This window comes from Sulfuricurvum sp., from assembly GCF_023250475.1.
Classification (GTDB): Bacteria; Campylobacterota; Campylobacteria; order Campylobacterales; family Sulfurimonadaceae; genus Sulfuricurvum.
In genome coordinates, this window is sequence record NZ_JAHFAQ010000064.1 from 1 (window position 1) to 12,501 (window position 12,501).

The 12,501-nt window shown below is 44.4% G+C and carries 13 protein-coding genes; 11 read left to right on the top strand and 2 right to left on the bottom strand.

Annotation, left to right across the window (positions count from 1 at the left end):
• Together Q0C19_RS07235 and Q0C19_RS07240 are read left to right on the top strand one after the other, a co-directional pair.
• Positions 1-399 (top strand): HlyD family efflux transporter periplasmic adaptor subunit (locus Q0C19_RS07235; RefSeq protein ID WP_295054515.1); only part of this gene is annotated, 399 nt, incomplete at its 5' end.
• Positions 396-1,238: a peptidylprolyl isomerase gene (locus tag Q0C19_RS07240; protein WP_295054518.1), complete on the top strand. Its 843-nt coding sequence runs from the start codon at positions 396-398 to the stop codon at positions 1,236-1,238. The genes Q0C19_RS07235 and Q0C19_RS07240, both read left to right, overlap by 4 nt.
• A gap of 48 nt (positions 1,239-1,286) precedes the next feature.
• On the opposite strand, the gene fbaA is transcribed toward Q0C19_RS07240, so the two are convergent.
• Positions 1,287-2,369 (bottom strand): class II fructose-bisphosphate aldolase, encoded by a 1,083-nt coding sequence (gene fbaA / locus Q0C19_RS07245; protein ID WP_295054521.1) that lies wholly within the window; start codon positions 2,367-2,369, stop codon positions 1,287-1,289.
• A gap of 49 nt (positions 2,370-2,418) precedes the next feature.
• Between fbaA and Q0C19_RS07250 the strand changes: the two genes are divergently transcribed.
• From Q0C19_RS07250 to Q0C19_RS07260, 3 genes are all read left to right on the top strand, one after another.
• Positions 2,419-3,822, top strand: a complete 1,404-nt coding sequence (locus tag Q0C19_RS07250) for a M23 family metallopeptidase (RefSeq protein WP_295054524.1) — start codon at positions 2,419-2,421, stop codon at positions 3,820-3,822.
• 98 nt (positions 3,823-3,920) lie between these two features.
• Positions 3,921-4,331: a hypothetical protein gene (locus Q0C19_RS07255; RefSeq protein ID WP_295054527.1), complete on the top strand. Its 411-nt coding sequence runs from the start codon at positions 3,921-3,923 to the stop codon at positions 4,329-4,331.
• Positions 4,332-4,459: 128 nt separating this feature from the next.
• The gene (locus Q0C19_RS07260; protein ID WP_295054529.1) at positions 4,460-6,046 is read left to right on the top strand and encodes a methyl-accepting chemotaxis protein; all 1,587 of its coding nucleotides are present in this window, start codon (positions 4,460-4,462) and stop codon (positions 6,044-6,046) included.
• Here the strand turns inward: Q0C19_RS07260 and Q0C19_RS07265 are convergent.
• Positions 6,036-6,344: a cupin domain-containing protein gene (locus tag Q0C19_RS07265; RefSeq protein ID WP_295054531.1), complete on the bottom strand. Its 309-nt coding sequence runs from the start codon at positions 6,342-6,344 to the stop codon at positions 6,036-6,038. The two genes, Q0C19_RS07260 and Q0C19_RS07265, sit on opposite strands and share 11 nt — an antisense overlap.
• 62 nt (positions 6,345-6,406) lie before the next feature.
• Here Q0C19_RS07265 and Q0C19_RS07270 point away from each other — a divergent pair, with 62 nt between their 5' ends.
• The 6 genes from Q0C19_RS07270 to Q0C19_RS07295 form a co-directional block, all read left to right on the top strand.
• The gene (locus Q0C19_RS07270; protein ID WP_295054534.1) at positions 6,407-6,913 is read left to right on the top strand and encodes a shikimate kinase; all 507 of its coding nucleotides are present in this window, start codon (positions 6,407-6,409) and stop codon (positions 6,911-6,913) included.
• Between the two features lies 1 nt (position 6,914).
• Positions 6,915-7,328 (top strand): thioredoxin family protein, encoded by a 414-nt coding sequence (locus Q0C19_RS07275; RefSeq protein WP_295054536.1) that lies wholly within the window; start codon positions 6,915-6,917, stop codon positions 7,326-7,328.
• Positions 7,329-7,339: 11 nt separating this feature from the next.
• Positions 7,340-8,632, top strand: coding sequence for a histidinol dehydrogenase (gene hisD / locus Q0C19_RS07280; protein WP_295054539.1), 1,293 nt, complete (start codon positions 7,340-7,342; stop codon positions 8,630-8,632).
• Between the two features lie 234 nt (positions 8,633-8,866).
• Entirely contained in the window at positions 8,867-9,505 is a 639-nt protein-coding gene (locus Q0C19_RS07285; RefSeq protein ID WP_295054542.1) for a 4Fe-4S dicluster domain-containing protein, read from the top strand.
• Entirely contained in the window at positions 9,505-10,404 is a 900-nt protein-coding gene (gene nrfD, locus Q0C19_RS07290) for an NrfD/PsrC family molybdoenzyme membrane anchor subunit (protein WP_295054544.1), read from the top strand. The genes Q0C19_RS07285 and nrfD overlap by 1 nt, the downstream gene beginning before the upstream one ends.
• A gap of 13 nt (positions 10,405-10,417) precedes the next feature.
• Positions 10,418-12,501: molybdopterin-dependent oxidoreductase (locus Q0C19_RS07295; protein WP_295054547.1), on the top strand; the 2,084-nt coding region annotated here is incomplete at its 3' end.

Sequence of the window (12,501 nt, forward strand, 5' to 3'; positions counted from 1 at the left end):
CTCCTTCTTCGAAAAGGGGATTATGTTCAAGCCGGCGAAAAGCGCCTTGCCCTTATCACCAGAGGATCGTTCTGGGTGTACGGCTATTTTGAGGAGCATAAACTCTCTCTTATCCATATCGGCGACAAGGCCGAGATGAAAATGCTTGGGACCAAATATGTTGTGAAAGGGCATGTTGAAAGTATTGCCAAAGGGATTGCGGATCGCGACAATACAACAGATGGGCGCCTTTTGGCCAATGTCAACCAGATCTTTACATGGGTTCGTCTCGCTCAGAGGATTCCGGTTCGTATCCATATCGATGAGGTTCCCAAAGGGATGAATCTGAGTGCGGGGATGACGTGCTCGGTGAGTATCCTTCCGAATAAATCTGGGTCAAAAACTAAAGGAAAACAATGAAGCGTTATTATGCCGCTTGGATGTACAGCTTATTGTTGAGTACGACCTCCGTATCTGCGGCTGTTTTAGCAACAGTGAACGGGGATGAAATCACCTCAAACGAAGTGAATACAGTATTGATGGAAGGGACACAGGGACGTTTTGACTCTCTTCCGGCGGATAAACAAAATGAATTGCGTCAGCGGATTATTGAGGGGATGATAGCTCAGAATCTGGTTTATGATGATGCCCAAAAAATGGGTGTGCTTGAATCCAAAGAGTACAAACAAGAGCTTGAAGCGGTTGTCAATCGGCTGAAGGTACAACTTGCGGCAAAAGTGTGGGAACAAGAACAATTTAACGCGATAAAAGTGGATGCCAAAGAGGTCAAAGCCTATTTTGATGCGAATCCAAATGAGTTTATAGAGAAAGAAAAAGTGCACGCTCGTCATATTTTAGTAAGACATAAAGGGCAAGCCCAAGCAATTATCGCCGGTATGAAAACACTCAGCGGAGAGAAATTGAAAAATGAGTTTATGACTCAAGCGAAGTTGTATTCCATCGGGCCGAGTGCCGCCAGGGGAGGAGATCTTGGATATTTTCCTCGCGGACAGATGGTTCCGCCATTTAATGATGCTGTGTTTGGTATGAGAGAGGGGACGATTTCATCCGTTCCGGTACAAAGTCAATTCGGATATCACGTGATCTATCTCGAAAGTAAAAAACCGTCAAAAAAATTAGGCTTTGATACGGTGAAAAGTTTTATAGAACAGCGGTTGAAAATGGATAAATTTAAAGAGATAATGGAGAAAAAAATGGCAACGCTCCACGAAAAAGCAAAAATTACCTATCCTAAATAGTCGACATATCCAAAGGGGCTTTCCCCTTTGGGTAGATATCATTAATGATTAATTTCGATTGAGGGCATTCAAATCGTCAAAAGCTGTTTTTACCCGATTAATGAGTGTTTTTTGTCCGTCACGAAGCCATTTTCGAGGATCGTAATATTTTTTATTCGGTTTGTCTTCGCCCTCAGGGTTTCCGATTTGCCCTTGGAGGTAATCTTTATATTTTTCATAATAATCTTTGACCCCTTCCCATGTCGCCCACTGGGTATCGGTATCGATGTTCATTTTGATAACGCCATAACTGATCGCTTCGCGGATCTCTTCGTGAGTAGACCCTGAGCCGCCGTGGAAAACGAAATTAATCGGCTTGTCCGATGCGGTAGAGAATTTCTCTTGGATATATTTTTGGGAGTTGTGGAGGATGATCGGAGTGAGGACGACATTCCCCGGTTTATAAACACCGTGGACGTTGCCGAATGATGCGGCAATCGTGAATCGGTTACTCACGGCACTGAGTTTTTCATACGCATAGGCGACATCTTCCGGTTGAGAATAGAGGAGGGCGTTATCGATATTGGTATTGTCGACACCGTCTTCTTCCCCACCGGTAACCCCGAGTTCGATCTCCAAGGTCATTCCGATTTTATCCATACGTTTCATGTACTCTACGCAGGTTGCGACGTTTTCTTCGAGAGATTCTTCGGAGAGATCGAGCATGTGGGAGCTAAAGAGAGGCTTTCCGTATTGAGCGTAATGTTTTTCACCCGCATCAAGGAGAGCATCGATCCATGGAAGAAGATGGCGCGCGGCATGGTCGGTATGGAGTATTACGGGAATACCATACATTTCCGCCATCATATGAACGTGCATCGCTCCTGCAATGGCACCCGCGATGGCCGCTTTTTCATTGTCGTTACTGAGACCTTTTCCTGCGTAATAACTTGCACCGCCGTTGGAAAATTGGATGATAACGGGAGAATTAACCACTTTAGCCGCTTCGAGGACACCGTTAATAGAATCGGTGTTGACAACATTGACCGCAGGGAGTGCAAATCCCTCTTGCTTCGCGATTTCAAAAAGTTTTTGTACATCATCACCGAAAATCACTCCCGGTTTCATCACGCTTAAAATGTTTACGGACATTACTTCACCCCACTGTTAAAATAGACGATATTATAGCCTTAGAGGAATAATGTTAGAATTAAAAAAAGTGGAGTCGGTATTGATGCGCATCGGTATATTGCTCGGAAGTGTGTTTGGGATCCTTTTCGCCGCTCCGTCTCCGCTGATATTCGATACCCTCGCCGAACCGCTTCAAAAGAGTGCGATAGCGATTGAAAAGTTGAGTCAGAAATCGGTTATGGAACCGAACCAAAATACATTGAGAAATTTTTTAAGCGGGGTTGAAACAACACTGAGCGTTGGTCGGGAACTCACCGGATCCAAAGAGGTGGATAAAGAGATTTTAAAAGCGTATCTCAAAGAGCTTCGAGAACTCTCAAGAACCAAAGAGTCGATTGATGTTTTGTACCGAAAATCATTGGATACGGCTATGGCTCAGAGGGATAAAAAGAGTTTTGAAGAGTTGGTTTCCATCCCGTTAGACCCGCTGCATCATCCTCGAATCCGGTCCGAAGTGATTGCCTTTTACCAAAAAAATTATCCGAACCATTCAATCAAAAGTGTTGAAGCGTTATGCAATGAACAGGAATTGGAGCAAAAAAGTATCCAATTCGCCCTTGAGCAAGAACAAGCCTATGAAGAACATTTGCGGATTTTAAAACGTTCCGAAGTTTCCAGTATCAAAAAAATAGCCCAAATAGGTTCACGTAACAGTGTCATCCTAAGCGCCGAGTCTAACGGAATAGGGGGGTATGAATTTGAAGCTGAAAATCTAAATCCGTACACGGTTACCCTCAATATCGATTTTGAGTCGCTTACGAATCTAAAGCCATCTACCAATGTTCCTCTTTTTATCGAAATACCCGCCCGAAGCAAAAAGAGAGTGTTGGAACTCTCCCGTATTTCATCCGTACAAGGGGTAAATTACCGTTCATCCTACGGATGGGTCAGGGGATCGGCATTTGCTGTCCATCAAGACAGTTATCTTTATAAACTTCCTTTCTTCAAAGGATACGAAGTATACGTTTCTCAAGGATATAACGGAGAGTCAACCCATAAAGGGTTATCGGCGTATGCGATTGATTTCCCGGTACCGGTCGGTACACCGGTTTATGCAGCGCGGGAAGGAGTGGTTGTCGGTTCGGAAGGCTCCAGCAACGTCGGCGGTGCCAGCGCTGAGTTTCGACAATACGCAAATTATGTGATTATTGAACACAGTGACGGAACAATGGGCAATTATTACCATTTGAAACAAGGTGGAAATGTCGCAGCGATAGGGCAGAAAGTAGCCAAGGGGGATCTCATTGGTTACTCAGGAAATACGGGATACAGCAGCGGACCGCATCTTCATTTTAGCGTCAGTAAGGTGGACCCGATTTCGATGCGCAGACCGATGAATTTACCGATTAAAATGGAAACCGCACAGGGAATCGTCAGTTTGCCGCGCAAAGGTGATCGCTATGTGGTACAGTAATATTTTTTGTTTTAGCTCTATTTCCGGAGCTTTGTGTGAGGTATAGTTTAGTCGTGGAATATGATTTGCTTATTATATTTGAGAATAAAGGAGAAATCATGAGAGCAATTAATTATTCATACAATAATACAAACACCAATGTTGCTACCAATTCATATCAACAAGATAAAGATCAATTAAATACATTCATGGATACAATGAAAAAAGCAATTGATAAAGGTGATTTTAAAACTGCTCAATCATTATTGGAAGAAGCGACTAAATTGCTGGAATCGAATAATACGAAAAGAAGAAGTACAAAATTAAGTCAACAACAAACTGAACTCAAAAACAATTTAGATACTTTGTCAGACTCTTTAAATAAACAAAATAAAGGTTCTGCATTAGAAATTATTTCTAATATCAAAGATGAGCTGAAAACCAATAAGAATCTTATTTTAAAATCGCATAGTTCTTCTGATACAGTTTCTGAACTTAGATCAAAATATCTATTATCAATATACGCGTAGAAACGTCTAAATCATGGTCTTTCTGTCACACATTAAATATAAATCCCAATAATACGATATACATTGAACTGATATACGGTACAATAATCGCTACAAAATTGTTTAAGAAATCATTTTAAAGGTCGCTCATGTTCAATACGGTTAAATCTAAAATTATTTTCACAACATTACTTTTCAGTTTTTTAGGATTAGGGACTATTTACTGGTATTTGACAACAACTTTTCATGATTTTTCCAATGAGACGGCTAAACGCTCTTTAAATATGTTAAGCGAATCTATTTTTCAAACCCTATCGGGGAGTATGCTCGCCGGTGACCCTGCCGTCGTGAATGAAGCGATCAAGCACGCTCAAGAAATTGACGGTATTGAAAAGTTAAAGGTGCAAAAATCACAGCAAGTGATCGACCTGTTCGGATTGGATGAGAAGTTTAGCGACGAGCCGATGGTTCAAGCGGTATTCAAAAGCAAAAAGCCTCAGGTCATTGAAAATACGAACGGTTCTCATACCATTCGGTTGTTACAGCCTCTTGTCGCAGAAGAGCGTTGTATCGCCTGTCATACCAATGTCCAAGTAGGTCAAGCAATCGGAGTAATGGATCTGATCATTTCATTGGAAAAGAATGATGCTGAAATCAGTAAAACACAGACTATATTATTGATTGCTTTGAGTGTCGTCGTTATTATCTTTGTTTCGGTTCTCAATATTTTCTTCGGAAAAGAGGTATTAACACCGCTTGAGGGGCTTCGTCACCGTATCGGTGCTTTGGTGAGCGGGGATAAAGATTTGACAAAACGTCTTGATGCGTCCAAAAAAGACGAATTTTCAGATGCGGCATTGGCCGTCAATAATTTTGTTGCGATGGTGCAAGAGACGGTCAATGAAGTGAAAGATCTCGGAAAACAAAATTCGATGATTGCGGCAACCATTACCGAAGCAACTCGAACAATTTCGGACGGAGTAGATCAGGAGCGGCATATTGTCGAAGCGACTACCGAAAAAAGCCACTCGATCAAAGATATTTTATCCGGCGCTATTGCCGTATCGGAACAGACACAGCGCAATGTAGCCAATGCTAACGGTGAGTTATTGACCGCAAAAGATGCCTTGTCCAAATTAGTAGAAGAGGTCGAGGGGTACATCGAAACGGAACATGAGATGTCTTCTCAGCTCGTTGCTTTGCGTAACGATGCGGATCAGGTCAAAAATGTTTTGGGGGTTATCAAAGACATTGCCGATCAAACCAATCTTTTGGCGCTCAATGCGGCTATCGAAGCGGCGCGAGCCGGCGAACACGGACGAGGATTTGCGGTTGTTGCGGATGAAGTGCGCAAGCTTGCCGAACGGACTCAGAAGAGTTTGAGTGAAATCGAAATCAGCGTCGGTACGATTGTACAATCGATCAATGATGTCAGTGACAAAATGGGTGAAAACGCTAAAAACATGAACGAATTGACCCTCATTTCGAATGAGGTTGAGGAGAAAATTTCTGCGACTTCGTCTGAAATGGAACGATCCGTTGCGGTTGCACAACGCTCCTATAACGATTCGGTTGAAGTCGTCGGACACATTGAGTGGATTATTGAGAAGATTTCAGAAATCAATATGGTTTCAGAATCGAATCAAAAAAGTGTTGAACAAATTGAGAGTGATTCCAAACAACTTATGCAGGTAGCACAATCGCTCTCTGCACGAATCAATGAGTTTAAGAGCTGAATACTCCCAGCCAAAGGGTATCTTTAGAGGTTGAAAGGACTCGATGGAGGGTATGCTTTGGGATAAAGCAATAATCTCCGCTTTTAAGCTTTAGGATACGGTTATTGATTTCAAGTTCCGCTTTGCCCTTTAGGAGCATTACCCATTCATCTTGCTCCTGATCGTACAATTCTCCCGGAGCTTTCAACCACGAACGGATCGATTCGACCCGGACAAAGTCGTTTTGAAAGAGGGTTGAAAAAATTTCTGAGTTTTCATTAGGTTCCTCTTGGTTATAGAGGTTATAAAGGTGAGTCAAGACACACTCCTAAGTTAACGCATGATATGATTGCGCCATTATAATCTAACAGCAGAGAATTTATGAAAAATATTATCCTGATCGGTTTTATGGGCGTCGGTAAAGGTTCGGTAGCGCGTGAGATAATCAAGCAGTCTAATCTGGTTGCATTGGACACGGATGACATTATCGAAAGTATGGAAAACCGCTCTATTAAAAAGATTTTTGCCCAAGAGGGGGAAGAGTATTTCCGCGTATTGGAGCGCAAAGTAGCTCTTTGGCTCCAAAAAAAGGTCAGAGGAACGCTTATCTCTACCGGAGGCGGTTTTTTTAAAGTTCCCAATCTCCCTAAAATCGGAACCGTAGTCTATTTGTCTGCCCCGTTCGAGACGATCTATAACCGTATTCTTGCCCATCCGGATGCTGAAAAAAAACTCCGTAAACGCCCTTTATTCCAGGATATTGAAAAAGCACAGAACCTCTATAATGAGCGCGCAGCACTTTACAAAAAAGTGGCGGACATTGTTATTGATGTCAGTGACAAAGAGATGTCGGATATTGCCAGAGAGATACTCAAAAAGGTTAAATAACATGAAGAAAATCATTTTTACAGTTTTAGTGTTCTCTTTTTCACTTTTTGGAGCGGATGTAAAGTGGGAGAAAGATATTGCTGCCGCCGTTGAGCGAGCTGCCAAAGAGCACAAGCCGTTAATGGTATTGGTGACGAAGAACGGCTGCCGCTGGTGTGACGTTATAAAACAAAAGACCCTTAAAACACCGAAAGTCGTAGCGGTGTTAAACCGTGATTTTATTGCATATGAGGGAGTGGTGGACGAGGGGACGGTTCCTCCGTCTCTGATGACGCAAGGGACTCCCGCAACATGGTTTATCAAGGATAAATCTCCGATGTTTGAACCGATTATGGGTGCGATAGAGAGTGATGATTTTTTAAAAGCGCTCGATATTGTCAAGCAAGAGTATAAAAAAAGTGCGACGCAAAAGTAAAAGGATAAAATATGACCCTCATACACACCAATGAATCCAATTTTCAATCGGTTTTTAACGAACTTTTAGGGCGCGGTAAAATGGATATGGAGCACGTATCCTCTATTGTCAAAGGGCTAATTGACGAAATTCGTTCTGAAGACGATGCCGCATTGCTTCGTCATATTTCAAAATTTGACCGATGGACTCCCGCATCAGGAGCCGCGCTTCGCATTGATACGGAGGATATGAAACGGGCGTACGATGCACTCGATTCGACACTAAAAGCATCCCTCCATTTGGCGTACGACCGTATTCGTGCCTATCATGAAAAACAGCTTCCGAGAAGTTGGTTTGATACCGAGGCAAACGGGACGATTTTGGGACAAAAAGTGACACCGGTAGATCGTGCCGGTCTTTATATCCCCGGGGGAAAAGCGGCCTATCCGAGTTCACTCTTGATGAATGTGATCCCTGCGCAAGTGGCCGGGGTAGAACATATCGTCGTTACTACACCGACCCCCGATAATGAGCCGAACGAACTTTTATTGGCGGCATGTCACCTGTGCGGCGTTAGTGAAGTGTTCAAAGTAGGGGGTGCCAGCGCAATAGCCGCAATGGCATACGGTACACACACAATCCCGAAAGTCGATGTCATCACGGGTCCCGGAAATATTTTTGTTGCGACGGCTAAAAAAATGGTATTCGGGGAAGTGAACATCGACATGATTGCGGGACCGAGTGAGATTGGGGTTTTGGCGGATGATTCGGCTAATCCGGTGCATATTGCGATTGATTTGCTCTCTCAAGCGGAACACGATGAAATGGCGAGTTCTATTTTGATTACACCGTCTCAAAAGTTTGCAGATGCGTGTGCGGTCGAAATCGAAATTTGGCTGAAAAAGCTTCCGCGCGAGGAAATTGCCCGTAAATCGATTGAAGAACGTGCCGCTATTATCGTGACTGAATCAATGGAAGAAGCGGTACGTCTGATGAACGAGATCGCCCCGGAACATCTTGAAGTAGCCACCGATAACCCTTTTGCTCTCCTTCCGTCGATCAAACACGCCGGAGCAATTTTCTTGGGCCACTATACCCCTGAAGCGATCGGAGATTATGTGGCGGGTCCGAATCATACTCTCCCGACCGGCGGGACGGCGAAGTTTTATTCACCGCTTGGGGTTGAGAACTTTATGAAAAAATCCTCCATCATCTCTTTTTCACGTCAAGCGATCAATGAGATCGGTGAAGCGTGTGCCCTTATCGCTCATACCGAAGGTCTTGGTGCTCACGAAGCTTCTGTTCGCTGTCGATTAGACTCTTAACAAATCCCTCTTTACCCTTTTCCCTTTTTTGTCGGGGAAAAACTTTCAAACGGTTACATATCAAAAAGTTATAGCAAAACGGTGTTTGTTTTTAGTTTCGGTTAAAGCTAATTTAGCTAACATCAACCTAGCAGTAATGCCGTTAAATGCCTGTAATCACGGCATCAAATAAAGATTATTCATATCTCTTATGATATAAATTTCTTAACGTGAATCAGGAATCAAGGAGAATATATGCAGTTAGGTTTCTTGGTAGACCTTCACCTCTGCATGGGGTGCAAGGGCTGTGAGATCGCGTGTAAAGTGGAAAATGAGGTTCCTCTTTCTACATGGCGTCTACGTGTTAAATATGTCGATGTGGGAACCTTCCCGGAAACGAAGCGAACCTTTACGCCGCTTCGTTGTAATCATTGTGCCAACGCGCCGTGTGAGCGCATCTGTCCGGTTAGTGCGTTGCATTATCTTGAAAATGGTATTGTCAATATCGACAAAGAACGTTGTATCGGATGTGCCGGGTGTGTTATGGCCTGTCCATACGGAGCGATCTACATTGATCCGCAAACGCAGACTGCGGACAAATGTACCTATTGTGCTCACCGTATTGCCAGTTCAATGATGCCTTCCTGTGTGGTAGCGTGTCCTGTTGAGGCCAATATTTTCGGTGATTTGGATGATCCGACCTCGAATATCAGCAAATACATTCAGCAGCATCAAGGGGATGTCCAAGTACGCAAACCGGAAAAAGGGACTGATCCGCACCATTTCTATGTCGGTGGCGGCAATGTACAACTCAATCCGTTGGCATCGTTCCGCGGAGAGGGACATAACCTCTTTAATAATCTGACCCACATTCACTTAGGAGGACACCACTGATGGTACACGAAACACTTGCGGCAACCAACGCGATCGTAGTCCTTGACGTTGCTCTTCCTAGCGTATTCTGGGGTTGGATTATTACGATGAACATGTGGGCGAAAAGTATCGGAACCGGTATTATTTTTCTCACTTTTTTCTTGTTGAAAAAATATCCGGAACAAACCGGTTTTATCCGTTTCCCGTCTGTGGTGATTTCGATTGTCTTTATTCACCTTTTCTTGTTCTTTACGGTCATTGATTTGCATCAAATCTTCCGTTTCTGGCATATTTTCTTTTACCCGCATTTGACATCGGCAATTACGATCGGTGCATGGATGGCAACAGGTTTTGTCGGCATTCTTTTGGCGATGGCGTATGCGATCTATATGAAAAAAGACGAAGCGATGTACGACAAATATTTGGGATGGGCAACATTGTTGGCGATTCCGGTTACATTGTACACCGCTGGGTTAATGGCGGAAGCAACGGCGCGTGAGTTGTGGCAAATGCCGACCGAATCGGCTCAAATGATCTTGGCGGCATTGTTAGCCGGATCGGCAACGATGATTTTGCTCGGCGGAAACAAATTTTCCGACGCGATCAAAAAAGATTTAGCCCTTATCTTAGGCTTCAGTGCGGCGGCAGCCTTCACTTTGTATATGTCCGAGTATATTTTCGGCGGAATGAAAGCCGAAGAGGTAGCCGCAACATTAGCGTTCGTTAAAGGCGGAGAATACACCGCAATGTTTTGGATCGGACAGGTCATGGCATTCTTGGCTCCGATGGCATTGGTATGCTTGAGCTTGAAGAACAAATCGTATTATTTGTTAAAAATCGCAGCCGTATCGGCATTAGTCGGTTTGTGGGTGAGCAAACATGTTTGGCTCGTTATTCCACAATTGTTAAATATGAGCTAAGAGGTAGATTATGATGTATTTAGAAAGTAGAAGAACATTTTTAAAAGGGACCGCGCTCACCGTAGCCGGTGCCGCGATAGCAAAGGGTGTCTTTTCAACCGATGCTGCCGCTGAGTCAGTGAAAGCGAGTAAATTTACCAATACCCCTGACACGTTATCATTCTATCCTCCGCTTGACCAATGGGATAATTTCCAAGAGCTTGACGGAACCGATTGGAAACGGGGCGGGATCGATCGTCACGGCGTACGAAGCGAAGAGAATCCTGACGGTATTTTAGTTCACGATTTTATGGTTATTCCGACGGCTTGTTCGAACTGTGAAGCCTCATGCGGATTGACGGCGTGGGTGGACAAGAAAACATTGACGGTGCGTAAATACATGGGGAATCCTCTCCATCCGGGTTCACGCGGCCGTAACTGTGCGAAAGGGTATGCGGTTCAATCGCAAATGTACGATCCCGATCGTATCCCGTTCCCGCTCAAACGTGCACCGGGTTCAAAACGCGGAGAGGGTAAATGGATCCGTACTACCTGGGATGAAGCGATGACCACCATCGGTAAAAAAATGGGAGACACCATCCGTATCGGTGATGAGCTCTCTAAAAAATCGGTGATGTACCATGTCGGTCGCCCGAATGAAAACGGTTTCGTTCCAAAAATTTGGGAAAGTTTGGGTCTAGATTCATACAACTCCCATACGAATATTTGTTCGGCAAACGGGCGTACCCCGTCGATCCATTTCATCAATGATGACCGTACCAGTCCCGACTGGGCGAATGCAAAACTTATTTTTCTGAATTCTTCGCATGCGGCAGATGCGGGACACTATTTTGCTCAAGCCGCGGCGTATATTGCCGATGCTCGCAAAAAGGGTGCGAAAATGGTCGTTATGGACCCTCGCCTTTCGAACTCTGCGGGGATTGCCGATCTTTGGTTGGCGCCGTGGCCGGGAACTGAATCGGTCATTTACCTCTATTTGGCAAGTCGTATTTTAAATGACAATTTGGTCAATAAAGCATTTGTGAAACGTTGGTTCAACTGGGAAACGTTGATGAATGACAGCGATTATCTCAATTACATGGTTGAGAAAACCTATATTTCTAAAGTTCCGGCGGGGCGCGATTTCGAGAGTTATTTAGAACTTCTCAAAGAGATGTATGCGCCGTATACCCTTGAGTATGCTGAACAGGAGACCCATATCCCTGCATATAAACTCGAGAAACTTTATGAGATGTTTATTTGGGCGGAAGATGCGATCTCTACGTACGTTTGGCGCGCAACGGCTGCGGGGAACCGCGGTGGCTGGATGGCCGGTAAATCGGTATTTTTTGTTACCGGTTTGCGCGGAGCTATCGGGAATGTCGGTGGAACCGGCTGGTACCACTGGCATGATATCGCCGTGGGCGGTAAAGGGGGAAGCTCTACCGTCGGTCAAGGTAAATCGGGTAAAGATGTTCCTGCGGTTAAAGCATGGAATGAGTTGACATGGCCGCCTGAATGGCCATTGTCGACCTACGAAATGTCGTTTTTATTACCGCATCTTTTGAGCGATACAGAGTGGCAGAAAAAATGGAATGACCGTGGATTGCAAGTACCGAAAAAATTATCGGTGTATGCTCCTCGTATGTACAATCCGGTATGGATCAATCCGGACGGATTCCGTTGGATTGAAGTGCTTAAAAACGAAGAGATCATGGAACTGACATTCAATCTCTCTCCGGTATGGTCTGAGACCAACTGGTACATGGACTATGTTCTCCCTGTGGGGCTTGCGGGTGAGAGACATGACCAACACTCCGAAGCGACGCTTCCGGCTCGATGGACGACGTTCCGTCAGCCGGTATTGCGCGTAGCATTGGAAAAATCGGGCTGGAAAGCTAAAAATCCTGCCCGTGCAACGCTTGAAGCACATATTAAAGCAGGTCTGGGTGAAGTATGGGAAGAGAATGAGTTCTGGTTCCAGCTTTGTACCGATTATATTGATCCGGACGGAAGTCTCAATATCAAAAAAATGTGGGAGTCCAAACGTCATCCGGGCAAGCCGGTAACCATTTCTGAATGGTACGACGCCGCATTCGGTGATAATTTGCCGAAACT